Here is a 23459-nt window from a genome sequence, read left to right as displayed (position 1 = left end):
TGGGCGCCGGCCGCGTGGGCGCCGGCCGCGTGGGCGCCGTGGGAGGCGGGGGCGCGCAGCCGCTCGCAGGCCGCCGCGAGCGCGGTGACCGCGAGGCCGAGCAGCAGCCACACCACCAGCGTCCACACGGCGCGGGCGAGGCCGTCGCCGTCGAAGTACAGCAGGCTGCGGGCGCCCTCGACGAAGCCGGCGCCGTTCCAGAAGGCGTGCAGCGTGCCGAAGAAGCCGTTCTGCAGTTCCGGCCGGAACAGGCCGCCGGAGCTGGTGAAGTTGAGCATCACGAACAGCACCATCATGGTGAGCGTGGTCCACCGCTTGAGGAAGGTGTGCAGGCCGACGCCGATGAAGAGGATGCCGGCGGAGTAGAGCCAGGCCATGCCCCAGACGCCGGCGAGGCCGTGGTGCGCGAGGTGGAAGACCGGTCCGGCGAGCAGGGCGCCGATCCCGCTCACCACGGCCGACACGCCGAGCGTGAGCAGTGCCCGGACGCGCATGGGCAGGGCGGCGCCGGCCGCGCCGAGGGCGGCGACGGAGGCGTAGGAGCCGATGCTCAGCGCGATCAGCAGGAAGAACAGGCCCTGTCCGGTGGGGTCGTCGGCGGCCGGCGCGGCCACGTCGGTCACCTTCAGCGGCCGGCCCTGCTCGGCGGCGACGGGGGTGAACACCTTCTCGACCGCCGTCGCGCCCATGTCGGAGGCGGCGGTGGCGACCATCAGTTCGGGGGCCTTGGCGCTCGGCACGTAGGCGCCGGTGACGTCGCGGGACTTCAGCAGGTCGACGGCCTGGGCGCGGGTGGCGACGGTGCGGACGTCGAGCTGGTCGCCGGCCCGGTCCTTGACCGTCTGGGCGAAGACCTTGGCCTGCGGTCCCTCGCCGACGACGGCGACGGGCAGGTGGTGCGGGTGCGGGGTCACGAACGCGCCCATGTACGCGAGCCCCATACCGAGGCACATCAGCAGGGGGGTGATCAGGTGGGTGAGCACATGGCGCAGCGCGGGCGACCTCATCGCTCTCCTCCATTGGTTGGCTTATACAACTCTCTTTTCAGTTGTACTATACAACCAGCGAGCCGGGGAGGTATTCCGTGACAGCAGGCGAAGGGCCCGACGAACCCGCCGGGGAGTCGGCGGTGGAGACGATCCAGCGCGAGATGACGGTCTTCGCCCGCCGGGCCAGGGCCTCGGCGGGCCGGATGCACCCCGAGCTGTCCCTGGTGTCGTACACGCTGCTGGGGCACCTGGAGGAGCGCGGCGGCTGCCGCGCCACCGACCTGGCCGCGCACTACGCGCTGGACAAGTCCACGGTCAGCCGGCAGGTGTCCGCGCTGGAGCGGACCGGCCTGGTCGAACGGCGTCTGGACCCGGAGGACCACCGGGTGCAGGTGCTGGTCCTGACCGACGCGGGACGGCGGATCCTCGCCCAGGTCACCGAGAGCCGCCGCGCCGCCTTCACGGAGCGGCTGGCGCGGTGGCCGGCCGAGGACCTGGAGCGGTTCGCGGAGTACCTCGCCCGCTACAACGCCTGGACGCCGCCGCCCGACGAGCCGTGAGGCGGCGGCGCGTGCGTGGACGCCGCGACGGACCGGCGCACGGGCGCATGCCCGCCATGACGGACCGGCGCACGGGCACATGCCCGCCATGACGGACCGGCGCACGGGTGTCGGGTCTGCCCGCGCGCCGGTCCGGTCTCTCCGGCGGCTACGCCACCGGCACGGCCTCCCGCCCGTCGGCCAGCGGCTCCGGCACCCGGGCGGCGAGGAACGCGGTATGCCGCCGCAGCCGGAAGCCCAGGGACTCGTACAGCCGGATGGCCGTCGTGTTGCCGGCGCCGGTGTGCAGGAACGGGGTCTCGCCGCGTTCGCGGATGCCGTGGGCGACGGCGAGGATCAGCCGGGTGGCGAGCCCCTGGCCGCGGACGGCGGGGTCGGTGCACACCGCGCTGATCTCGGTCCAGCCGGGCGGACGCAGCCGCTCCCCCGCCATCGCCACCAGGGCGCCCGCGCGCCGGATGCCGAGGTAGTCGCCCAGTTCGACGGTGCGCGGCAGGAACGGGCCGGGCCGGGTGCGGGCGACCAGGTCGAGCATCTCCGGCACGTCGGCCGGGCCGAGGCGGACCGCCTCCGGGTCGGGCGCCGCGGCGAGGCCGTCGTCCACGAACTGCACGCCCGCCACCTCGAAGGTGATCTCCCACCCGTCCGGGACGCGGCCGCGGAAGCCGGCCAGCGGGACCTCGGCGCCGGGGCCGGCCAGGGCGGCCACATCGGCCCAGTCGTCGGCGTCCGGCTCGTCGGGCAGCGCCAGCCACGGCGACACGTCGAGGGGGTAGCGCAGCACCCGGCCGCGCCGCTCGGCGAAGTGGGCGTGCGGCCCGGTCAGGGAGGCGAGGGCCGGGTTGTCGAGGACGTGCCCGCCGCTCGCCGCGGCGGCCGGATCGGTCGTCCCGCTCACGCGGCCACCTCCGACCGGCCCCCGGGCCGGCCCGTGCGCGCCTCGTGACCGGCCGCGACCACCGTCGCCGCCGGTGCGCGGCCCGCGTCCGGTCGGGCCCGGTCCGTCCCCGTCGGCGCCGCGGGCTCCGCGCCGCCGTACCGGGTGAACACGTATGCCTTGGGCATGCTCCCACTCTCCTGCCGTCGTTCTCACCGCGTCGCCGGCCGCGGACGACCGCGGCCGGCACGCCCCGTGCAAGAAGGATCGCCGGGCGGCTATTCCCGGCGTCCGGGAGAGTTCACACGCCCGTCACGAGGGGCGGCCGGGCCGCCCCGGACCGGTCCCGACGGGCACGGACGACGGGGAGGCGCCGACCCACTTCCGGCCAGGGGACGGGCCGCGCCAGGCGGGCTGCGGTTTTGGCGCGGGACGGGCGGGCACTTCGTCTGAGGTCGCGGCGAACTCGGTTGACGGGCCTGCGAGTTCGGGACGGTGCGGGTGTGCCCGGCGGGACATCGGCGGCGGTGAGGGGGTCGGCATGCGAAGGCGTGGGCGCGCCCGGCGCCGCAATCCGCTGCGGCGCCGGGCGGACGTCGTCCGGGCGTGGGCCGCCCTCGTCCTCGCGGTCCTGGTGTGCGCGGGCGCGCCGCTGCTCGGGCTCGGCACCGCCTGGTGGGCGTACGGCGAGGCGCGTGCCGCGCAGACGGCGCAGCGGGCCGACCGGCACCGGGTCCGCGCCGAGGCCGTCGGCGACACCCGCGCCGCACCGCTCACGGCACGGGCCCGGCCCGGCGACACCCGTCCGGTCACGGTGCGCTGGACGCAGCCGGGCGGCCGCCCGCGTACGGCGACGACGCGGGTCCGGACCGGGGTCCGGCCGGGCGATCCGGTCGACGTGTGGCTGGACTCCGGGGGCCGGGTCGTCACCGCGCCCTCGGGCGACGGCACGGTGTGGCAGTACACGGTCAGTCTGGGCTGTTACGCCACCGGCGGCGCCGTCGCCGTCCTGCTGCTGGGCCGCGCGGTCGCCCGCCGGGTCGCCTGGCGCCGCCGGCTGGACGAATGGGACCGCGCCTGGGCCCGCACGGGCCCGCGGTGGAGCGGTCGCCGCGCGTGAGCGGGGCCGCGGCCCGCCTCCCGGGGGCGGAGCGCGACGGCACGGCCGCCGTCCCGACGATCCGCGCGGGCGCCGCCGTACGGTGCGGTCGTCCGCGGGCCTCGGCCCGCCGGGCGGTGGCCGGCGCCCCGTCCGGCCTTCCTCTCGGCGCACTCCGCGAGTACCGTCCGGCACGCACGCGATGTCCGGTGTTCGCCCGTCGTTCGGCGGTCGGCCGACTCGCTCGGGAAGGGTCTTCGGCAGGCATCTGCTGAAAGGTTTCAGCCGAATCCTCCGAGCGGCCTTCCCAGCTGGTTTAGACCAATGTTAGACCTGGTGGCGCAATGAGCCCGAGTGGCTACGGTACGTCATCAACAGGAGGCGCGGCATGGCCCGCACCACCCCCCACGACCGACCCAGGACACGAGCGAGGGCCGAAGGAGGTCCGCTGTACTGGAAAGTCGCCGCCCGACTCCTCGACGAGCTGCGCGACGGCACCATCCCACCCGGTGAACGTCTCCCGGCCGAGCGGCAGTTGGCCGTGCACTTCGGGGTCAGCCGGGAGACCGTGCGCCAGGCGCTGGAGGTGCTGCGCCGGGACGGGCTGGTCGCCACCGACCGGCGCGGCAGCCACGCCGCGCTGACCGGGCCGCCGGTGGCGGCGCCGGTCCGCCTGACCTTCCCGGTCGGCGCCCGCAGCGGCGACCCGGACGCCTGCGACCGGACCGCGGTGGCCTGGGAGACGCCGCCGCCCGAGCACGCCGCCGCGCTGGGGCTCGCCGCGCACCGGCCGACCCTCGTGCACCACTACCGGTCCACGGCGGCCGACGGCAGCGACCTGCGCACGGCGGTGACATCGTTTTCCCCCGTCGCCCTCGCCGAGGTCGCCGAACTCGCCCGCTACCGCGACCGCGCGGACGGCTCTGACGGCGCCCAACTGCGCCGCGCCTACGACTGGATGCGCCGGGCGGGCCTGACCCTGCATCACCGCGACTCCATCACCCGGCTCCCGGACGGCCCTTCGGTGCGCGTCACCCGGCGCGTGCGCGACCAGTACGCCCGCCTGCTGGAGATCACCGACCTGCTCGTGGACGCCCGACAGGACGCCCTCGTCTACGAGTTCACCCTGCCGGCGGCGGTCTGACCGCCGCTCTCCGCGACGGGCCGCCGGTCCGTCACGGCAGCCTGCGGGCCGCGATCAGCCGGGCCCGCGGGCTGCCGTCGGCGCGCTCGCCGAACTCGGGCAGCGCGAACGGCTCGACCCGGAAACCGGCCCGTTCCAGCTCGCGCAGCACGTCGCCGAAGCGGTAGGCGCGGTAGTACATCACGAACGGCGGCCGCCACACGGCGTTGCGCACCCGCATGACCGCGTCGAAGCCGAGCAGCGTCCAGAAGGCGCGGGAGCGCGGCGGGGGCGGGGCGAACACCGGGAGGGCGAACACGCCGCCGGGCCGCAGGACCGCGTGCGCCTGCCCAAACAGCACGGGCAGTTCGGCGGGGAGGAAGTGCCCGAGCGCGCCGAAGCTGACGACGAGGTCGAAGGCGGCGGTGAAGGGCAGCGCGCGGGCGTCCGCGCGCACCCAGGCGGTCGGCACGGCGGCACGCGGGGCGCGCGCCCGGGCGACGTCGAGCATCCCGGCGCTGAAGTCGACGCCGGTCACCGTCCTCCGGCACACCCGCGCCAGCACATCGGCGCCGGCGCCCGTCCCGCAGCACAGGTCCAGCCCGTCGTCGTACGGCCCGGTCCGCTCCAGCAGCGACGCCACGGCGTCGAGCACCGACGCCGGCGTGCGGAAGGGGGTGCGGTCGAACTTCGGCGCGAGCAGGTCGTAGCCGCGCTCGACGGAGGACAGCGCCTGCACGGCGAGTTCGCGGACGGTGGGGCCTTCGGGGCTGAACACCCACGTCAGCCTAGTCCTCGGCGCGCCGCGAGAACATGAGGGGCGACGACGGCGGAGGATCGTGCTACAGTGCATGCAGCACCTTTCTCTGTCCGCCTCTTCGGACCAGGTGCGAGCGGGTCTCCCGCTGCTCCGTCTGCCGCTCCGGCCAACCAGTCCGGCGATCGGCACACCGGATCTTCTCCACCACCTCGCGTGCCAGGCGTACCACCGTTTCGGGCCGCCCTCCCCGAGGTGCGTTCTCCCGCCGCCGAAGGCAGCCGTGCGCGCCTTCCCTCTCGCGGCCGTTCCCCCCTTCCCCCCTTGCTTCCTCCCCCGCACGGCCTCCGTGCCCGTCGTCCGCGAAAGGACACCCACCCCATGACCACCACACTCGAACACCCTCCCGTACGACAGCGGCCCGACCAGGCCGTCCAGCTCGTGACCGGTGTCCTGGACGTCGACCACAGCGGAGCGGGCCGGCTGCGCGGCCGGGACTGCCTGCCCTCCCCCACCGACCCGCACGTGTCCGCCGCGCTGATCCGCCGCCACGGACTGCGCGGGGGCGACCTCGTCGAGGGCGTGCCCGGTGAGAAGCGCGCCCTCACCGCGGTCGCCCGGGTCGGCGGCCGCGCCCCGGAAGCGCTCCGCGGCCGCCGCCGCTTCGCCGACCTGACCCCGCTGCACCCCCGCGAGCGGCTGCGCCTGGAACACCCGGCCGCCGGTCTCGCCGGGCGCGTCGTGGACCTGCTCGCCCCCGTCGGCAAGGGCCAGCGCGGACTGATCGTGGCCCCGCCCAAGACCGGCAAGACCGTGCTGCTCCAGCAGCTCGCCGCCGCCGTCGCCGGGAACCACCCCGAATGCCGGCTGATGGTGGTGCTGCTGGACGAGCGCCCCGAGGAGGTCACCGACATGCGGCGCTCCGTGCGCGGCGAGGTCTACGCCTCCACCTTCGACCGCACGGCCAAGGAGCACATCGCGCTCGCCGAACTCGTCGTGGAGCGCGCCAAGCGGCTGGTGGAGGCCGGCGAGGACGTCGTGATCCTGCTGGACTCGCTGACCCGGCTGTGCCGGGCCCACAACAACGCGGCCGCCCCCGGCGGACGCACCCTCAGCGGCGGTGTCGACGCGGCGGCGCCGCTCGGCCCCAAGCGGCTCTTCGGGGCCGCCCGCCTGGCCGAGGAGGGCGGTTCGCTCACCATCCTCGCCACCGCGCTGGTGGAGACCGGCTCGCGCGCCGACGAGTTCTTCTTCGAGGAGCTGAAGGGCACCGGCAACATGGAACTGCGGCTGAGCCGCGAGCCGGCCTCCCGGCGGGTGTTCCCGGCCGTCGACGTCAGCGCCTCCGGCACCCGCCGCGAGGAACTCCTGCACTCCCCCGCCGAGTCCGCGGCGAGCGCCGGACTGCGGCGCGCCCTGCTGAGCCGCGACGGCCGCGACGGCCGGACCGGCCTGGAGACCTTGCTCGAACGGCTGCGCGCCACCCCGGACAACGCGACCTTCCTGCGCCGCGTCCAGCCGACGCTGCCGAGCGCCTAGGCCGCTTCCGTCGCGGACGCGGCGGCTGAGCACCCCTCACCCCGGGGCTCGGGCACCCGCGCGCCGCAGGCGTGCCCGGGACGCCGCCGTCGGGGCCGCCCACTGGGGCATCCGGGCCACGCGCTGGGACATCCGGGTGCTCGTGCTCCCCGTTCGGCCCTCGGCAAGGTCACGCCCGCGCCGGTTCGTTCCTACGTTGGCGCTATGACGATCAAACTCCCCACCAGGGTCGCCCTGTCCACCTGCGCCCTCTGCGCGACGGGCCTGCTGATAGTGACCTCCCCGGCCGCCGCCACGGGCCTGGCCGGGACGGACCCGGGAGCGCCGGGGCGGCCGAAGACGGCGATGCCGCAGCCGGCCCTCCTGGAACGCGAGGGCACGCAGGTACGGCCGCGGTCCGAGGCGCCCGAGACGCCGGCGGTCTCCGCGCTGTCCTGGCTGGTGGCCGACGCGGGCAGCGGCGAGGTGCTCGCCGCGCACGACGCGCACGAGCAGCTGCCCCCGGCGAGCACGCTGAAGACGCTGTTCGCGCTGACCGTGCTGCCCGCCTTCCCCGGCGGCCTGCGGCACACCGTCAGCGGCGCCGATCTGGCCGGCATCGGGGAGGGCAGCAGCCTGGTCGGGGTGGTCGAGGGGCACACGTATCAGGTGTCCGACCTGTGGCGCGGGGTGTTCCTCAACTCCGGCAACGACGCGGTGCACGTGCTCGCGGCGCTCAACGGCGGCTGGGACCGCACCGCGCGGCAGATGCAGACCAAGGCGCGCGCGCTGGGCGCCGTGGACACCGACGTCGTCTCCCCCGACGGCTACGACGCCGACGGGCAGGTCTCCTCGGCCTACGACCTCGCCGTGTTCGGGCGGGCCGGGCTGCGCAACCCGGACTTCGCGCGCTACTGCTCCACCGTGAACGCTCTGTTCCCGGGCAACGACGGCGGCTCGTTCGGGATCGCCAACACCAACCGGCTGCTGACCGGGGCGGACGGCGTGGAGCCGTATCCCGGGCTGATCGGCATCAAGAACGGCTACACCACCAACGCGGGCAACACCCTGGTCGCCGCCGCCCACCGCGACGGGCGCACCCTCATCGTGACGTTGATGAACCCTCAGGAGGGCGACGGTCTGGAGGTGTACGAGGAGGCCCGCCAGCTGCTCGACTGGGGATTCGACGCCGCCGGGCACGTCGACCCGGTCGGCTCGCTCGACGCGCTGCGCCCGGTGGCGCACGCCGCCGCGGCCCCCGCGCCGGCCGCGTCGCCCTCCCCCTCGCCCTCGCGGGCGCCGGTCACGACGGCCCAGGCGCCGACGGCGTCCAACTGGCCGCGGACGGCCGCGATCGTGGGCGGCGCCGTCGGGGCGGGCGCGCTGGCGCTGCTGCTGGGTCTGCGGCGCAGGAACACGCGGCCCTGGCGCCGCTGACCGCCGGGCGGCCCGTGCGCCCGACGGCCGCGCCCCCGGCGAGGTCAGAACACCGACAGGCCGGTGAGGGTGGTGAAGCGGTCCAGCGCCGCCACCCCGGCGACGGAGTTGCCCCGCTCGTCCAGGCCGGGGCTCCACACGCACAGGGCGCACCGGCCGGGCACGACGGCGATGATGCCGCCGCCCACGCCGCTCTTGCCGGGCAGCCCGACCCGGTAGGCGAAGTCGCCCGCCGCGTCGTACGTCCCGCAGGTCAGCATGACGGCGTTGACCTGCTTGGCCTGGCTGCGGGTCAGCAGTCGGGTGCCGTCGGCGCGGATGCCGTGCCGGGCCAGGAAGGCGGCGGCCAGGGCGAGGTCGGCGCAGGAGGCCGCGATCGAGCACTGCCGGAAGTACTGGTCGAGCAGGACCGGCACCGGGTTGTCGATGTTGCCGTAGGACGCCATGAAGTGGCCGAGGGCGGCGTTGCGGTCGCCGTGCGCGGTCTCCGAGGCGGCGACCGCCAGGTCGAAGTCCAGGCCGGGGTTGCCGCTCTCGGCGCGCAGCAGCCGCAGAAGCTCGCCCGCCGCGTCGCCGGTACGGGTCTGGAGGCGGTCGGTGACGACCAGGGCGCCGGCGTTGATGAACGGGTTGCGCGGGATGCCGTTCTCGTACTCCAGCTGCACCAGAGAGTTGAACGGGTTGCCGGAGGGCTCGCGGCCTACGTGCTCCCACAGTTCGTCGCCCTCGCGGGCCAGGTCGAGGGCGAGGGTGAAGACCTTGGTGATGGACTGCGCGGAGAACGGCTCGCGCCAGTCGCCCACCCCGTACACGGTGCCGTCCAGCTCCGCGACGGCCATGCCGAAGGCACGCGGGTCGCGGGCGGCGAGCGCCGGGATGTAGTCGGCGGGCCGCCCACGGCCGGGCGTCCGCCCGATCTCCTCGGCGATTCGCTCCAGAACCGGCTGGAAGGCCATCGAGGACGTCACGCTCCCCATTGTGCCCACGCCGGGCGCGGGCGGCGTCGGGCGGGCGGGTCAGGCGCAGGCCGAGGGGCGGGGCTCGGGGGCCAGGGCGTCGACCGGGCGGACCCGGCCGACCGGCTCGCCGCCGCCGAGGAGGGGTTCGCCCGCGAACGCGGTGAGCCGGGACGGGTCGACGCCGGCCCGGACCAGGGCCGCGGCGGTGACCGGGACGCGGGCCCGGTCCGCGCCGTCGGAGATCTTCACCGCGACGGCCCGGCCGTCCGGCAGCGCGGCCGCCTCGACGCCCTCGAAGCCGTCCTTGGCCAGCAGCCCGGGCACGGCCCGCATCAGCGCGGCCACGTCCCGGCCGGCGCCGGAGGCCGTCTCGGCGTGGGCGCGCATCGCGTCGGCGACCCGGGCCTCCGGGGTGCCGGGCGCGGCCGTGGTGACGCGGGCGGCGGCGCGGGCCAGGCCGTGCAGGGAGACGGCGAACAGGGGCGCTCCGCAGCCGTCGACGGTCACGCGGGCCACCCGCTGCCCGGTCAGCTCCTCGACGGTCTCGGCGACGGCCCGCTGGAGCGGGTGGGCCGGGTCCAGGTAGTCGTCCAGCGACCAGCCGTTGAGCCGGCAGGTGTAGAGCATGGCGGCGTGCTTGCCGGAGCAGTTCTGGGCGAGCCGGGAGGGCAGGCGCCCCGCGCGCACCCAGGCGTCCCGCACGCTCGCACCGAACGGCAGGTCGGGCACGTTGCGCAGGTGGCCCTCGGTCAGCCCCGCCAGGTCGAGGATGCGCCGGGCGCCCGCCAGGTGGCGTTCCTCGCCGGAGTGGCTGGCGGCGGCGAGCGAGAGCAGCTCGCCGTCCAGCGGCAGCCCGGCCCGCACCATGGCGACGGCCTGGACGGGCTTGAGCGCCGAGCGCGGGTAGAAGGCGGCCTCGGTGTCGCCGAGCCGGAAGCACACCTCGCCGTCGGCGTCGAGGACGACGACGGAGCCGTAGTGGACGCCTTCGACGACGCCGCCGCGTATGAGGTGGGCGACGGGTGCGTGGCGGGGTTCGCGGACCGGGGGCGCCGCGGCGGGGGAAGCGGGGGGAAGGGTCTGCATGGCTGCCTGCGTCACTGGTGAGTGGGTGGGTGGAGACGCGCGGGGTGTGCGCGGTTGCTGCGGTGGCGCGGTGCGGCCGCGGGTGGCGCGGCGGAGGGCGCGGTGGGGGCCGGGGGCGTCCGGGGCGTCTTACGTCCCCGGTCCGCCCGGTGCCGGGTGGTGCGCGGGGCGCACGATGGCGGTGAGGGTGTTCTCGACGCGGTCGAGGTGGTGGGTCATGGCCTGGACGGCGTCGTGCTCGCTGCCGTCGGTCAGCGCCTCCACCAGGGCCCGGTGCTCCCGGTTGGACTGCTCGCGCCGGCCGCCCAGCTCGGTCAGGAAGGCCGACTGGCGGGCCAGGGCGTCCCGGATCTCCTCGATGACCCGGCGGAAGACCGGGTTGCGGGCGGCCTGGGCGACGGCGAGGTGGAACAGGGTGTCCAGCGCGACCCACGAGGTGGTGTCGGTCTCCCGCTCCATCCGCTCCAGCAGGTGGACCAGGTGGTCCAGGTCCTCCGGGGTGCGGCGCAGCGCCGCGTAGCCGGCGACCGGGACCTCGATGTGCCGGCGCACCTCCATCAGGTCGCCGGCCGCGTAGTCGCCGAAGGTGGGGTCCTCCACGGCGTCGGCCACGACGAAGGTGCCCTTGCCGGTCCTGGACCTGGTCAGGCCCATGGTCTGCAGGGCGCGCAGCGCCTCGCGCAGCACGGGCCGCGAGACCTCCAGGGTGCGGCACAGCTCGGCCTCGGAGGGGAGCTTGTCGCCGATGGCGTACTCGCCACGTTCGATGGCGCCGCGCAGGTGGGTGAGCACCGCTTCCATGGCGCTGACGCGTCGGGGTGCCACCACACCTGTCTGGCTGTCTGACAGGTTCAGGTTCACGGGGCGATCCTGCGGGTCGCGGACGAACCCTGTCAAGCGGGGCAGTGCGCGCCCACCGCCCACGGGGGCGGGACCGCGTCGGCGGTCACGCCCCCGTGGGCGGTGGGCGCGGCGGCCGCCGCGCCGCTCAGGCGTCCAGCACGCCCGTGCCCAGCAGGCCGAAGAGGAGGGCGCCGACGGCGATCCGGTACAGCACGAAGGCGTTGAAGGAGTGCTTGGCGACGAACTTCAGCAGCCAGGCGATGGAGGCGTAGGCCACCACGAAGGAGACGACGGTGCCGACGGCGAGCGGGGCCGCGCCCACGCCCGCGCCCAGGGCGTCCTTCAGCTCGTAGATGCCGGCGCCGGTCAGGGCGGGGATGCCGAGGAAGAACGACAGCCGGGTGGCGGCGACGCGGTCCAGGTCCAGGATGAGCGCGGTGGACATGGTGGCGCCGGAGCGGGAGAAGCCGGGGAAGAGCAGGGCGAGGATCTGGGAGGCGCCCACCAGCATCGCGTCCTTGAAGGACGTGTCGTCCTCCCCGCGCTTGTGCCGGCCCATCTGGTCCGCGCACCACATCACACCGCTGCCGACGATGAGCGAACCGGCGACCACCCACAGCGAGCCGAGCGGCCCGTCGATCAAAGGCTTGGCGGCCAGGCCGACGAGGACGATCGGGAGGGTGGCGTAGATGACCCACCAGGCGAACTTGTAGTCGTGGTGGTAGCGCTCCTCGCGGTCGGTCAGCCCGCGGAACCAGGCGGAGACGATCCGCACGATGTCCTTGAAGAAGTACACGAGTACGGCGGCGATGGCGCCGACCTGGATGACGGCGGAGAACCCGACGACGGAGCTGTCGTCGACGGGGATGTCCATGAGGCCCTCGGCGATCTTGAGATGGCCGGTGGAGGACACGGGGAGGAACTCGGTCACCCCCTCGACGACTCCGAGGACGACGGCCTGACCGACGGAGATGGCGCTCATGGGATCCAGTTCTGGGGATGGGTGGTCGACAATGGCGCAGACACGCTTGCGTCGCAGTCACTCTTACTGCGCGGAGGTGACATCCGGGTGTCCCTCGACCGGCGCTCACCTGAACGGGAACCTCGCCGGGGCGTCGCGCCGGGGCCCGTCGCACCCCGCCCGGGCAGGGCCGTCCGCCCCGGCGCGGGACGCCGCGGCGGACGGGTGGCGCGGCGCGCGGTCTACGGCCGGCCGGACGGCCGGCCGAGCGCGTCACGGGCGCGGCCGTCCGCCCCGGCGGCCGCACTACGATGCGGGCATGGGAGCGAACGCGGCCGGCGCCCGGCTCGGCGAACAGTGGCGGGAGATCCTGTGCCTGCACGCGCGCACGCTGTGCGAGATCGACCGCGTGCTGCACCCCTACGGGCTCGGCGCGAGCGACTTCGAGGTGCTGGACATCCTGGCCTCCGAGTCGCCCGCCGACGGCGATCTGTGCCGGGTGCAGAACATCGCCGGCCGGGCGCACCTCAGCCAGAGCGCGCTGTCCCGCCTCATCGGCCGGCTGGAGAAGGACGGTCTGGTGAACCGTTCGGTGTGCGCGGAGGACCGGCGCGGGGTGTGGGTCGCCCTCACCCGCAGGGGCCGTGACCTGCACGCCGAGGTGCTCCCGCTGCAACGCGAGGTGCTCGCGCGCATGCTCGACGGCTGACCCCGCGGCGGGCGCGGACCGGTGCGGACACGGGGCGGGCGCGGACCCGCGCGGATGCGTCCGGCCCGCCGGGGATCCGGTCCGGCGCTACGGCCGGGCCAGCAGGGTGCGGACGCCCTCCGAGGTGAGGGTCAGGCCGTGCGGGGAGCTGGCGTCTATGGTCAGCGACAGGTCCTCGGCCGGCCACTGGGAGGCCAGGGCGCCCAGCGGCACCAGGCGGTAGCGGGAGACGAAGGGCAGCAGTTCCGACATCTCCAGTTCCGAGGTGAACACGGGCACCATCGGCACCCCGCCGGGCTGCTCCAGGACGGGCAGGGCCACCGACGACGGGTTGGTGGCGTCCTCGTCGCTCACGTCGTCGGGCACCGGGATGAGCACGTCGCTGTGGGCGAGCGCGTCGAGCGCCGCCCGGTCCTCGGCGTTCTCGGCGAGGACGTCCAGCGCCTGCTGCGCCTGCGTGGCGGTGCGGTCGTTCTCGGGTGTGTCCATGGCGATTTCCCTGCTTGCGGCGGTCGTGCGGTACGCCCCGGGAAGGGTGATCGCCCGGGCACGGTTCTGGACGCGTACCCGAACGCCTCCGGCGCAACCGCCCCTGACCACGGGAATCGGGGGCGCCGCGCCTCTCGGTACGAGCTCCGCGCGGCGTGCCGAGCAGGCCCGGGAGGGCGGCCGGCCGGGGCAGTCCCAGCAGCTGCGAGACGTGCCCGAGCCGCCGGTGGAGGAGGAACCGGACCGCTGAACGGCGCTCACGGCTCCCGGCGGCCGATCGCGACGGCCGCCGCGTCGTCGCCGAGACGGCCCCGGGCGTGGGCGAGGAGGTCGTCGCGGAGCCGGTCCAGCAGCCGGTTAGGCGCCGCGGCGTCCCGGGCGGCGGCCCAGCCGGAGGCGCGGGCGGCGAGCGGGAAGAACGCGCCGTCCGCGTCCCGCGCCTCCAGTACGCCGTCGGTGTGCAGCAGCAGCGTCTCGCCGGGCCGGAAGGGGAAGGTGGCGACGGCGTAGGCGGTGGCGTCGGTCAGGCCGCCGAGGCCGAGCGGGGGCGCGACGGTCTCGGCGACCAGGGTGCGGGCGCGGCCCTCGGCGATGAGGACCGGCGGCGGGTGGCCGCAGTTGACCAGGCGGACCACGTCCTCGTCGTCCGGGATGTCCAGGAGCAGCGCGGTGGCGAACGCCTCCTCGGTGTCGAGCGCCTCCTCGGTCTGCCACTGCCGCGAGTCCCACCGCATGGCGCCGTCCAGGTGGACGGCGAGCAGCGGCAGCGCGGGCCGGCGGTGCGAGGCGGCGCGGAACGCGCCCAGCAGCAGCGCGGCGTGGCTGATCGCCGGCAGTCCCTTGCCCCGGACGTCCGCGAGGAGCAGCCGGGTGCTGTGCCGGGTGCGGGCGGCGGCGTAGAGGTCGCCGCCGAGGGTCGCCTCGTCCTGGGCGGCCAGGTACACGCTGGCCAGCCGCAGCGGGCCGCTGCGCTCGGGCAGCGGCGGCAGCAGCACCTCCTGCACGGCTTGGGCCACGGTCCGGCTCTGGCTGAGCTGGCGCTCGCGGCGCTCGCGGACCAGGCAGAACACGACTATCAGGGCGGAGACCAGGATCAGCGCGGCGATCTGGGCGATCAGGTTCTCGGTGCCGAGCACGCCCCGGGCCGCCCCGATGAACACCTGGGCCGCGACGGCCAGGGCGCCGATCAGCGCGGTGCGCCGAGGGCCGGAGAACGCGGCGGCGAGGGCGGGGGCCGCGACCAGCAGGGGGCCGAGGTGCACGTCCGGCGGGGCCAGGACGTCCACCACGCAGACGGCGGCGATCATTCCCAGCGGGACGAGGACCAGCGTCCGCCCGGGGCGGGAACGCCACAAGCGCTGGAGCGGCGGCACACGTCATGCTCTCATCCCCCGCGCCCGGTCACCACCTAGGCCGCGGCGCGGGGGGTGTCTGTGCTCCGGTGCGGCGCTACGCGGGTACGAGGCGGCCGTCGACGTCATCCGGTCGCGGTCCTGCGCCGCCCGGCACGGCGGGGCCGGGCACGGCGGGCCGGCCGGCGGCGAGGCGGAGTTCGATGACGGCGCGGGCGGTGGGCCACTCGTCGTCGAGGATCGAGTAGAAGGCGGTGCTGCGCACGGCTCCGTCCAGTCCCCGCGAGTGGGCGCGGCGGACCCCCTCGCAGCGGGCGCCGAGCCGTTCGATGGCGGCGCGCGAGCGCAGGTTGCGGGCGTCGGCGCGGAAGGAGACGCGGCGTACCCGCCAGGTCTCGAAGGCGTGGCGCAGCAGGAGCAGCTTGGCCTCGGTGTTGATGCCGGCGCCCCGGGCGCCGGCGGCGAGCCAGGTGTTGCCGATCTCGGCGGCGTCGGGCACGGCGGTGCGCGGGTCGCCGTACGGGACCCCGGGCGCCGGGGGCCAGATCAGCGGGCCCTGCCAGTAGTCGAGTTCCAGGAAGCGGGTGGAGCCGACGATCCGGCCGTCGTCGGCGCGGATCACCGCGAACGGCAGGGCCCGGCCCGCCGCCTGTTCGGCGAGGGCCCGTTCCACGTAGGCGCGGGCCGCGTCGGGGCCGTGCGGCACGGGGGTGAAGGCGTAGGAGGCGCGGTCCTCGTGTGCGGCCTGGGCCAGGCCCTCCGCGTGGTGCGGAGCGAGGGGTTCCAGCCGCGTCGTGCGGCCGGCGAGAACGACGGGTGCGGGCACGGGGCCATCGGTCTTTCTGCGAACGGCGGGTGCTGCCACCCGTGGCCGGCGGTGCGGCGCGGGGCGGTGGTACAGCATGCGCCGGGGGCGCCGGTGGAGGGGAAACGGCCGGGTGAAGAACGGGAAACGGTCGGATGAAGCCCACTGAGGGCCCTCCGCGGAGAACCACGGCGCGGAGAGCCCGGTGGGGGCTCACTTCCGAACCCCTCGCCCTCTGAGTAACCACGCCTTCACGGCCGATGCGCCCCCGGCGCCGAATCCGTCCGGCCGGCCGCCGGGCGCGCCGGGTTCAGCGCGGCCGTCCGTCGGGCCGGACCCAGTCCAGGGACCGCTGGACGGCCCGCTGCCAGCTCTCGTACTCCCCGGCGCGCCGTTCGGGGTCCATGGCGGGCAGCCACTGCCCGGCCCGGTGCCAGTTGCCGCGCAGCACCTCCAGGTCCGACCAGTAGCCGACGGCGAGCCCGGCGGCGTAGGCGGCGCCCAGGGAGACCGTCTCGGCCACCAGGGGCCGGACGACGGGCACGTCCAGCACGTCGGCCAGCATCTGCATGAGCAGGTGGTCGGAGGTCATGCCGCCGTCGGCCTTGAGCTGTTTGAGGGCGAGCCCGGAGTCGGCGTTCATGGCGTCGACCACCTCGCGGGTCTGCCAGGCGGTGGCCTCCAGTACGGCCCTGGCCAGGTGGCCCTTGGTGATGTAGGAGGTGAGGCCCACGACGACGCCGCGGGCGTCGCTGCGCCAGTGCGGGGCGAACAGGCCGGAGAAGGCGGGGACGATGTAGCAGCCGCCGTTGTCCTCGACGGTGCGCGCCAGGGTCTCGATCTCGGGCGCCGTGCTGATCATGCCGAGCCGGTCGCGGAACCACTGGACCAGTGAGCCGGTGACGGCCATCGGGCCTTCCAGGGCGTAGACCGTGGGCTGGCCGGCGATGCGGTAGGCGACGGTGGTGAGCAGTCCGTGCCGGGAGCGGACCAGGTCGGTGCCGGTGTTCATGAGCAGGAAGCTGCCGGTGCCGTAAGTGCACTTGGCCTCGCCGGGCGAGAAGCAGGTCTGGCCGAACAGGGCCGCCTGCTGGTCGCCGAGGGCGGCGGTGATGCGGACGCCGGGGAGCAGCGCGCGGGCCTCGCCGTAGCTCTCGGCCGAGGAGCGGATCTCGGGGAGCATGGCGCGCGGCACGCCGAAGAAGTCCAGCAGTTCCGGGTCCCAGGTCAGGGTGCGGATGTTGACCAGCATGGTGCGGCTGGCGTTGGTGGGGTCGGTGATGTGCAGTCCGCCGTCGCGGCCGCCGGTGAGGTTCCAGATCAGCCAGCTCTCGACGGTGCCGAACAGCACCTCGCCGGCGCGGGCGCGCCGTTCCAGGTCCGGGGTCTTCTCGAACAGCCAGCGGATCCTGGGGGCGGAGAAGTAGGTGGAGGGGGGCAGGCCGCAGCGGTCGAGGAAGAACTCGTCGCCGGGGCGGTCGCGGAGCGTGTCGACGAGCGGCGCGGTGCGGGTGTCCTGCCAGACGATGGCCCGGCCCACCGGGACGCCGGTGCGCGGGTCCCACAGCACCGTGGTCTCGCGCTGGTTGGCGATGCCGATGGCGGCGATCTGCGCGGCGTCCACGCCGGCCGACTCCATCGCCTCGGGCACGATGCGCTGGACGTTGCGCCAGATCTCGACGGCGTCGTGCTCGACCCAGCCGGGCTTCGGGAAGTGCTGCTGGTGCTCGCGCTGGGCGACCGAGCACAGCCGTCCGCGGTGGTCGAACAGGATGCACCGCGTGGACGTGGTGCCCTGGTCGATGGACATCACATACCGGTCAACCATGTGCGGGCCTGCCTTCCGATGCGTGGCGCGGCTGGGGAAGCTGCGAGGTCCTGGCGGGGGCTACCAGCGGGTCGCCCCCAGGTCCCGGGAGATCGCCCGGGCGGCCTCCCGGAGCAGTGCGGTCAGGGCGGGCAGCGGCCGGCCCCTGGGGTCGCAGATCCGTTCGACGGGGCCGGACAGGCAGACGGCGCCCACGACGAGTCCGCCGTGGCCGCGGATCGGCGCGGCGATCCCGGCGTCGCCCATGGACATCTCCTGCACCTCCGCGCCCCAGCCCTGTTCGCGGATCTCGGCGAGCGCCCGGTCCAGGTCGCCGGGGTCGACCAGGGTGTGCCGCGTGTACGCCGTCAGGCCCTTGGGCGCCAGCGGGTCCAGGGCCGCGGCCCCGAAGGCGAGCAGGACCTTGCCCAGCGAGGAGGCGTGCAGCGGCAGCAGGGCGCCCACGTCGAGGGTCTGCAGCGTGTCGTCGGGGCGGAAGACGTGGTGGACGACGAGGACCTGGCCCTCCAGGGGCGTGCCCAGGCGGACGGCCTCGCCGCTGCGGGCGGCCAGCGCGTCCGCCCAGTTGACGGAGCGCGAGCGCAGTTCGTTGACGTCGAGATAGCTGGTGCCCAGGTGCAGCAGCGCCGCGCCGAGCTGGTACTTGCCGGTGGTCTCGTCCTGTTCGACGAAGTCGACGTGCTGGAGGGTGCGCAGGATGCCGTGAGCGGTGCCCTTGGCGAGCCCGAGGGAGGAGGCGACCTCGCCGAGCCCGAGCCTGCGCGGCCCGCCGGCCAGCAGGCGCAGGATCGCCGCCGCTCGTTCGATCGACTGGACGGGTCCGGCCATGGAGCGATATTAATCCTATTTGCCCCGTTCAGGACTGCCGTTCGGTAATGCCGACCGCGGTTCATTGACCGCCGCGTATCCGTTCCCTAGCGTTCCTTGTCGCGCCCGACTCCCGGTCGGCAGCGCCGCACGGAGAAGGAGGCCCCATGACCGCAGCGCAGCTCGACGCCGCGCCCCGCGGGGAAGCCGACCGCGCCGACCACGCCCGGCACGCTTTCCCGCTGCCGCCCACCCCCGGCGCCGTGCCGTCCGTACGTCATCGCGTCCGCGCGGTGCTCGGCGGCTGGGACCTGCCGACCGGGGCCGCCGACGATGTGCTGCTGGTGGTCTCGGAGCTGGTCACCAACGCGCTGGTGCACGCCCGGCCGCCCGCGACGCTGCGGATGTGGCGGGTGCCGTTCGGCGGACTCGGCGCCGTCCACGTCGAGGTGAGCGACCTGGGGCCGGCCGCGCCGCCCGGCCCGGCCGCGGCGCCGGACCCGGACGAGCACGGCCGCGGCCTGGGCATCGTGACCGCGCTGTCGGCCCGCTGCGGGGTGCGCACCGGCCCCGGCGGCACCCACCGCTGGGCGGAGGTCCTGGCCGGCTGACGGCGCCCTGACCCCGTACCCGGCGCGCCGAGGCGTGCGGGGCCGGTCCGGTCCTGGTCACCGCTCAGCGCGGCGTCAGGTCGGTGCGCGGGGTGATCGCCCACTGGTTGCCGCGCAGCACCCGGTCCGCGAACGGCACGTCGCGCTCGCCGAGCAGCCGGAAGCCCAGGGAACGGCACAGGGCGTTGGAGGCCGCGTTGTCCGTGGCCGGGAACGCGTGCACCGTGCCCCAGCGATCCTCGTCGCGCGCCTGTTCGAGCAGCCGGCGGGTCACGCGTCCGGCCAGGCCACGGCCCTGGAACTCGGGCAGGACCATCCAGCCGATCTCCGACACGGGCCCGTCGCCGTCGTCGTGGGACCACAGGCACACCGTCCCGGCCACCTCCCCGGGGACCCGCGGATCGGGCACGATCATCTTGATCCACGCGGTGTCGGCCGCGGCCGCCGCGGCGTCCCGGCGCACCTTGTCGGCCATGCCGTCGGCCGGCAGCGGTCCGCCGAGATCAGCCATCATCACCGGATCGCACCGCATCCGGAGATAGGCGTCGACGTCGTCCGGCGTGACGTCGCGCAGTCGCACAGGGTCCTCCCGTCGGTCGTGAGCTGGTCCGCTCCTAGTCTGTGCAGGGTCCAACGATCCGGCGGCGCCGGAAGATCCCGAGGAGAGAGCCCCGTTGAACACCGGCAGCGCGGTCCCCGACAGCTACTACGTGCGCATCGACGAGCACCGCTTCAAGCCCACCGCCCACGCGAGCGGCGCCTGGGACGAGAACGAGCTGCACTTCAGCCCGCTCGGCGGCCTGATCGCCCATGTCGTCGAGCGGCGCCTCGCCGCCCGCCCCCAGGGCGGCCCGGCCCTGTCCCGGATCAGCTACGACATCCTGGGCCGGCTGGCCCTGGACGAGTGCGAGATCCGGGTGGAGACGATCCGCCCCGGCCGCACGATCGAGCTCCTGGAGGCGGTGGTGACCGTCGCGGACCGCCCGGTGGTCCGGGCCCGCGCCTGGCTGCTGGCCGAGCAGGACACGGCCGCCGTCGCCGGCGGCGCCGGGGACCGGCTCACCGCGCCCGAGCGGCTCGCCCCGTGGCCGATGGCCGAGCTGTGGCCCGGCGGCTACATCGCGTCACTGGACGTACGCCCGGTCGCCCCGCCCCGGCCGGGCCGCACCACCGCCTGGGTGTCCACGCCGCTCGCCCTGGTCGCCGGCGAGCCCAGCGGCCCGTACGCCTCCTACCTCGCCCTCGTCGACACGGCCAACGGCATCGCCGTGCGGGAGTCGCCGACCCGGTGGATGTTCCCCAACGTCGACCTGACCGTCCATCTGCACCGCCGGCCGGAGGGCGCCTGGACCGGTCTGGACACCACGGTCGTCTTCGGACCGAGCGGCCAGGGCCTGACCAGCACGGTCCTGCACGACGTGCGCGGTCCCGTCGGGCGGGCCGAGCAGATCCTCACCGTACGGCCGATGCCGGGCGCCTGACCGCGCGGCCTCGGAGAGGATCGCGGCCGTCCGTCACCTGGAGGGCACCAGCGGCAGGTCGTCGGTGTAGCCGTTGACCGGCCGCTCGATCCGCCGGACGGCACGGGCGTCGAGATCGGCGCCGGCGGAGGCGGTGCCGAGCGTGCCGCCGGGGTGCCAGGCGCCCGTGACCGCCACCCAGGTGTCGCCGGGCAGCGCCGGCGTCCCGTGCACCCGCACCTTCACCGACTGGGCGTCGGCGGCGCAGCAGGACAGGATGATCCGGGTCAGGTACCAGGTGTCCCCGCCCTTGTCCGACGTGTCCGGCGTGACGAAGCCGGTCAGCAGGACCGTGCGTCCCGCGAGGGCCCGGCTGCGGTCCTGCCGCACCCGGCGGGTGAAGTCGGTGAGGGTCATCGGCAGCGGCGAGGTCGCGGGCAGCGGGTCGAAGCGGCGCTCCCCGGAGGCGACGGCCCGGGGCGCCTCCCGGGAGGCGGTGTACGCGCCGAGGGCCGGCGGGGCGTAGAAGAGCAGGCTCAGGGCGGGCAGGAACAGCAGCCAGGCCACGCGCGGGACGGTGGAGTGGTCATGACCGTGATCGTGTCCGTGGCCGCCGTCGCCCTGACCGCTGTCGTAGCCGTGGTCGTGGCCGCCGTCGCCCTGACCGCTGTCGTGGCCGTGGTCCTCGCTCCGGGCGTCGCCGTCGGGGCCGTGGTCGTGGCCGTGCCGCGCGGAGGGGGCCTCGGCCGGGGTGGACCACGCCTCCGCGATGCCCAGCAGGAGCAGCAGCACGCCGGAGGCGATGAGCAGCGGGCGCATCCCCTCCTTGACGTAGCGCAGGAAGAGGTCGGTGAAGAGGGAGGCGTGCAGCAGTCCGAGTCCGCTGAGGACGAGCAGGGTCACCTGGAGGGGGCGTTTCACAGCAGGATGCCTCCGACGAGCGTGCTGACCAGGACCGCGACGACGGCGGTGGCGGCGGAGAAGCGGGCGGCGAAGGCGCGGCCGAAGGTGCCCGCCTGAAGGGCGATCAGCTTGAGGTCGACCATCGGGCCCACCACCATGAACGTCAGCCGCGCCAGGGGCGAGAACCCGGTGAGGGAGGCCGCGACGAACGCGTCGGCCTCCGAGCAGACCGCGAGCAGGACGGCGAGGGCGGCCAGGAACAGCACGGAGAGCCAGGGCGAGCCGGAGAAGGCGTCCAGCACGGTGCGCGGGACCGCCACGTTGAAGGTGGCGGCGGCCATGGCGCCGAGCACCAGGAAGCCGCCCGCGTGCAGGAAGTCGTGCTGGAAGCCGCGCCGGAACTCCGTCCAGCGGCTGTGCCCCGGGCGGTGCCCCGTGTGCCGTACGGCCGGCCGCAGCCACTCCTCGCGGCCCAGGAGCAGCCAGAGCCAGCCCATGGCGGCGGCGGTGACCAGTGAGGCGAGCAGCCGGGCCAGGACCATGGCGGGGCTGCCGGGGAAGGCGATCGCCGTGGCGGTCAGCACGACCGGGTTCACGGCGGGCGCGGACAGCAGGAACGCGAACGCGGCGGCCGGGGTGACCCCGCGGTTGATCAGGCTGTTCGCGACGGGCACCGAGGCGCATTCGCAGCCCGGCAGGATCACCCCGGCCACTCCGGCGACCGGGACGGCGAGCGCGGCCCGCCTGGGCAGCACCCGGCTGAACACATGGGCCGGGACGAAGGCGTTGATGGCGCCGGACAGCGCGGTGCCGAGCAGCAGGAAGGGCAGCGCCTGCACGGTGACGGCGAGGCAGACGGTCCGCCAGGCCTGCAGGGCCTGTCCGTCGCTCCACCGGCCGAGGACGAAGACCACCGTGCCGGGCAGGACCGCCGCGCCCAGCAGCAGGGCCGGCCAGAACCGGGGCCACTCGCGCGCCGGGGCGGGGCCGGCCTGCGCCGCGGCCGGGGAGAGCGCCGGGTCGGCCGGGGTCGCGCCCGGCTCCTCGGCCAGTACTTCGGTCTTCTGCATGGCGGCTCCGAACGTTCCGATGTCCGCAGCGAACATAGCGGGCCCCGGCCCCGCTCCCGTGCGCGGGACGCGCCGCCGGACGCGTCGGGCGGCGGGCGACGCGGGTGACGTGCCGTCAGCGGCGGTGGGGCACCCCGCTTTTGAACGCGTTCAGTTCTGTGGTTACAGTCGTCTCCTCCGACAGAGGGGGACGAGAGCGATGAAGATCGTGCTGCCCGGCGGCAGCGGGCAGGTGGGTACGGTCCTGGAGCGCGCGCTGAGCGCCGCCGGACACGAGGTCGTGGTGCTGACCCGGCGGCCGGTGCGGCCGGGCCAGGTGCGCTGGGACGGGCGGACGGCGGGTCCGTGGACGGCGGAGATCGACGGCTGCGACGCGGTGGTGAACCTGGCCGGGCGCAGCGTCAACTGCCGCTACACGCCCGCCAACCTCCGGGAGATGATGGATTCCCGGGTCGACTCCGCGCGGGCGGTGGGCGAGGCGATCGCCGCGGCGGCCCGGCCGCCGCGGGTGTGGCTCCAGATGAGCACGGCGACGATCTACGCCCACCGGTTCGACGCGGCCAACGACGAGCGCGACGGCCTGATCGGCGGCTCGGAGCCGGGCGTTCCGGATTACTGGTCCTTCAGCGTCGACATCGCCCGGGCGTGGGAGCGCGAGCAGGAGCGGGCCCGTACCCCGCACACCCGCAAGGTCGCGCTGCGCTCCGCGATGGTGATGAGCCCGGACCGGGGCGGTGTCTTCGACGTGCTACTGGGGCTCACGCGGCTCGGTCTGGGCGGGCCGGTCGCGGGCGGCGCGCAGTACGTGTCCTGGATCCACGACCGGGACTTCGTGCGCGCGGTGCGGTTCCTGATCGGCCGGGAGGACCTCGCCGGGCCGGTGAACCTGGCCGCGCCGGCGCCGCTGCCGCAGCGCGCGCTGATGCGGGTGCTGCGGGCGGCGTGGGGGGTGCCGGTCGGTCTGCCGGCGACCGGGTGGATGGCCGGGATCGGGGCGTTCGCACTGCGTTCGGACACCGAACTGCTGCTCAAGAGCCGGCGTGTCGTCCCCGGCCGCCTGCTCGACGCGGGCTTCGCCTTCGACCACCCGCACTGGCCCGAGGCCGCCGAGGATCTCGTCCGGCGGGTCCGCGTCCGCCCACGCCCCGAGCGCCGCGGCCGCCGGGGGACGGCGGGCGCGGCGGGCGCTCCGCAGGGGCGCGCCGCGGGCTGAGGG

The 23459-nt window shown here is 75.3% G+C and carries 25 protein-coding genes; 9 read left to right on the top strand and 16 right to left on the bottom strand.

Going from position 1 to position 23459, the window contains the following annotated elements; translation table 11 throughout:
• On the bottom strand, positions 1-1007 hold a 1007-nt coding region (locus tag ABEB07_RS30635; protein WP_345671317.1), incomplete at its 3' end, for a hypothetical protein.
• A 143-nt stretch (positions 1008-1150) separates the two neighbouring features.
• Here ABEB07_RS30635 and ABEB07_RS30630 point away from each other — a divergent pair.
• A complete protein-coding gene (locus ABEB07_RS30630; RefSeq protein ID WP_345671320.1) occupies positions 1151-1549 on the top strand; it encodes a MarR family winged helix-turn-helix transcriptional regulator in 399 nt (132 codons plus the stop codon).
• 148 nt (positions 1550-1697) lie between these two features.
• Here ABEB07_RS30630 and ABEB07_RS30625 read toward each other — a convergent pair whose 3' ends face one another.
• Positions 1698-2447: a GNAT family N-acetyltransferase gene (locus tag ABEB07_RS30625; protein ID WP_345671316.1), complete on the bottom strand. Its 750-nt coding sequence runs from the start codon at positions 2445-2447 to the stop codon at positions 1698-1700.
• On the bottom strand, positions 2444-2614 hold the full coding sequence (locus tag ABEB07_RS30620; RefSeq protein ID WP_345671314.1) for a hypothetical protein: 171 nt from the start codon (positions 2612-2614) through the stop codon (positions 2444-2446). The genes ABEB07_RS30625 and ABEB07_RS30620 overlap by 4 nt, the downstream gene beginning before the upstream one ends.
• A 353-nt stretch (positions 2615-2967) precedes the next feature.
• Here ABEB07_RS30620 and ABEB07_RS30615 point away from each other — a divergent pair, with 353 nt between their 5' ends.
• Positions 2968-3546, top strand: a complete 579-nt coding sequence (locus ABEB07_RS30615) for an Rv1733c family protein (protein WP_345671313.1) — start codon at positions 2968-2970, stop codon at positions 3544-3546.
• Between the two features lie 367 nt (positions 3547-3913).
• Positions 3914-4669, top strand: coding sequence for a winged helix-turn-helix domain-containing protein (locus ABEB07_RS30610; RefSeq protein ID WP_345671312.1), 756 nt, complete (start codon positions 3914-3916; stop codon positions 4667-4669).
• Positions 4670-4700: 31 nt separating this feature from the next.
• Here the strand turns inward: ABEB07_RS30610 and ABEB07_RS30605 are convergent, their stop codons facing one another.
• The gene (locus ABEB07_RS30605; RefSeq protein ID WP_345671311.1) at positions 4701-5426 is read right to left on the bottom strand and encodes a class I SAM-dependent methyltransferase; all 726 of its coding nucleotides are present in this window, start codon (positions 5424-5426) and stop codon (positions 4701-4703) included.
• A 360-nt stretch (positions 5427-5786) separates the two neighbouring features.
• On the opposite strand from ABEB07_RS30605, the gene rho reads away from it, so the two are divergent.
• Both rho and ABEB07_RS30595 read left to right on the top strand, forming a co-directional pair.
• Positions 5787-6944, top strand: a complete 1158-nt coding sequence (rho, locus tag ABEB07_RS30600; protein ID WP_345671310.1) for a transcription termination factor Rho — start codon at positions 5787-5789, stop codon at positions 6942-6944.
• 204 nt (positions 6945-7148) lie between these two features.
• Positions 7149-8360 (top strand): D-alanyl-D-alanine carboxypeptidase family protein, encoded by a 1212-nt coding sequence (locus ABEB07_RS30595; protein WP_176147961.1) that lies wholly within the window; start codon positions 7149-7151, stop codon positions 8358-8360.
• Between the two features lie 44 nt (positions 8361-8404).
• On the opposite strand, the gene ABEB07_RS30590 is transcribed toward ABEB07_RS30595, so the two are convergent.
• From ABEB07_RS30590 to ABEB07_RS30575, 4 genes are all read right to left on the bottom strand, one after another.
• Positions 8405-9337, bottom strand: a complete 933-nt coding sequence (locus ABEB07_RS30590; protein WP_176147962.1) for a glutaminase — start codon at positions 9335-9337, stop codon at positions 8405-8407.
• Positions 9338-9376: 39 nt separating this feature from the next.
• Positions 9377-10405, bottom strand: coding sequence for an asparaginase (locus ABEB07_RS30585; protein WP_345671309.1), 1029 nt, complete (start codon positions 10403-10405; stop codon positions 9377-9379).
• 129 nt (positions 10406-10534) lie between these two features.
• Positions 10535-11260 (bottom strand): FadR/GntR family transcriptional regulator, encoded by a 726-nt coding sequence (locus tag ABEB07_RS30580; RefSeq protein ID WP_345671319.1) that lies wholly within the window; start codon positions 11258-11260, stop codon positions 10535-10537.
• Between the two features lie 133 nt (positions 11261-11393).
• Positions 11394-12230, bottom strand: coding sequence for an undecaprenyl-diphosphate phosphatase (locus ABEB07_RS30575; RefSeq protein ID WP_164584780.1), 837 nt, complete (start codon positions 12228-12230; stop codon positions 11394-11396).
• Between the two features lie 298 nt (positions 12231-12528).
• Between ABEB07_RS30575 and ABEB07_RS30570 the strand changes: the two genes are divergently transcribed.
• Entirely contained in the window at positions 12529-12918 is a 390-nt protein-coding gene (locus ABEB07_RS30570; RefSeq protein WP_176147964.1) for a MarR family transcriptional regulator, read from the top strand.
• Between the two features lie 87 nt (positions 12919-13005).
• On the opposite strand, the gene ABEB07_RS30565 is transcribed toward ABEB07_RS30570, so the two are convergent.
• The 5 genes from ABEB07_RS30565 to ABEB07_RS30545 form a co-directional block, all read right to left on the bottom strand.
• Complete coding sequence (locus tag ABEB07_RS30565; protein WP_345671308.1) at positions 13006-13407, bottom strand: SseB family protein; 402 nt, start codon at positions 13405-13407, stop codon at positions 13006-13008.
• A 257-nt stretch (positions 13408-13664) separates the two neighbouring features.
• The gene (locus tag ABEB07_RS30560) at positions 13665-14714 is read right to left on the bottom strand and encodes a PP2C family protein-serine/threonine phosphatase (RefSeq protein ID WP_345671318.1); all 1050 of its coding nucleotides are present in this window, start codon (positions 14712-14714) and stop codon (positions 13665-13667) included.
• 142 nt (positions 14715-14856) lie between these two features.
• Positions 14857-15585, bottom strand: coding sequence for a GNAT family N-acetyltransferase (locus ABEB07_RS30555; RefSeq protein ID WP_345671307.1), 729 nt, complete (start codon positions 15583-15585; stop codon positions 14857-14859).
• A gap of 289 nt (positions 15586-15874) precedes the next feature.
• Complete coding sequence (gene glpK, locus ABEB07_RS30550) at positions 15875-17392, bottom strand: glycerol kinase GlpK (protein ID WP_345671306.1); 1518 nt, start codon at positions 17390-17392, stop codon at positions 15875-15877.
• Positions 17393-17452: 60 nt separating this feature from the next.
• Positions 17453-18220 carry an IclR family transcriptional regulator gene (locus ABEB07_RS30545; protein WP_345671305.1) on the bottom strand — a complete coding sequence of 256 codons (768 nt, stop codon included), beginning with the start codon at positions 18218-18220 and terminating at the stop codon, positions 17453-17455.
• Between the two features lie 146 nt (positions 18221-18366).
• On the opposite strand from ABEB07_RS30545, the gene ABEB07_RS30540 reads away from it, so the two are divergent.
• Positions 18367-18810, top strand: coding sequence for an ATP-binding protein (locus ABEB07_RS30540; protein WP_345671304.1), 444 nt, complete (start codon positions 18367-18369; stop codon positions 18808-18810).
• A gap of 64 nt (positions 18811-18874) precedes the next feature.
• Here the strand turns inward: ABEB07_RS30540 and ABEB07_RS30535 are convergent, their stop codons facing one another.
• Positions 18875-19390 (bottom strand): GNAT family N-acetyltransferase, encoded by a 516-nt coding sequence (locus tag ABEB07_RS30535; RefSeq protein WP_345671302.1) that lies wholly within the window; start codon positions 19388-19390, stop codon positions 18875-18877.
• Positions 19391-19484: 94 nt separating this feature from the next.
• Between ABEB07_RS30535 and ABEB07_RS30530 the strand changes: the two genes are divergently transcribed.
• On the top strand, positions 19485-20291 hold the full coding sequence (locus ABEB07_RS30530) for a thioesterase family protein (protein WP_345671300.1): 807 nt from the start codon (positions 19485-19487) through the stop codon (positions 20289-20291).
• 33 nt (positions 20292-20324) lie between these two features.
• Here ABEB07_RS30530 and ABEB07_RS30525 read toward each other — a convergent pair whose 3' ends face one another.
• Together ABEB07_RS30525 and ABEB07_RS30520 are read right to left on the bottom strand one after the other, a co-directional pair.
• Positions 20325-21191, bottom strand: a complete 867-nt coding sequence (locus tag ABEB07_RS30525; RefSeq protein WP_345671298.1) for a TIGR03943 family putative permease subunit — start codon at positions 21189-21191, stop codon at positions 20325-20327.
• Positions 21188-22243, bottom strand: coding sequence for a permease (locus ABEB07_RS30520; RefSeq protein ID WP_345671296.1), 1056 nt, complete (start codon positions 22241-22243; stop codon positions 21188-21190). The genes ABEB07_RS30525 and ABEB07_RS30520 overlap by 4 nt, the downstream gene beginning before the upstream one ends.
• A gap of 199 nt (positions 22244-22442) precedes the next feature.
• On the opposite strand from ABEB07_RS30520, the gene ABEB07_RS30515 reads away from it, so the two are divergent.
• Complete coding sequence (locus ABEB07_RS30515) at positions 22443-23456, top strand: DUF1731 domain-containing protein (protein WP_345671295.1); 1014 nt, start codon at positions 22443-22445, stop codon at positions 23454-23456.
• Positions 23457-23459: the final 3 nt, after the last annotated feature.

Origin of the sequence: Streptomyces similanensis, from assembly GCF_039543625.1 — a bacterium.
Classification (GTDB): domain Bacteria; phylum Actinomycetota; class Actinomycetes; order Streptomycetales; family Streptomycetaceae; genus Streptomyces; species Streptomyces similanensis.
The sequence above is the reverse complement of the archived record's forward strand: the minus strand, read 5'-3'. Positions and strand labels throughout refer to the sequence as shown.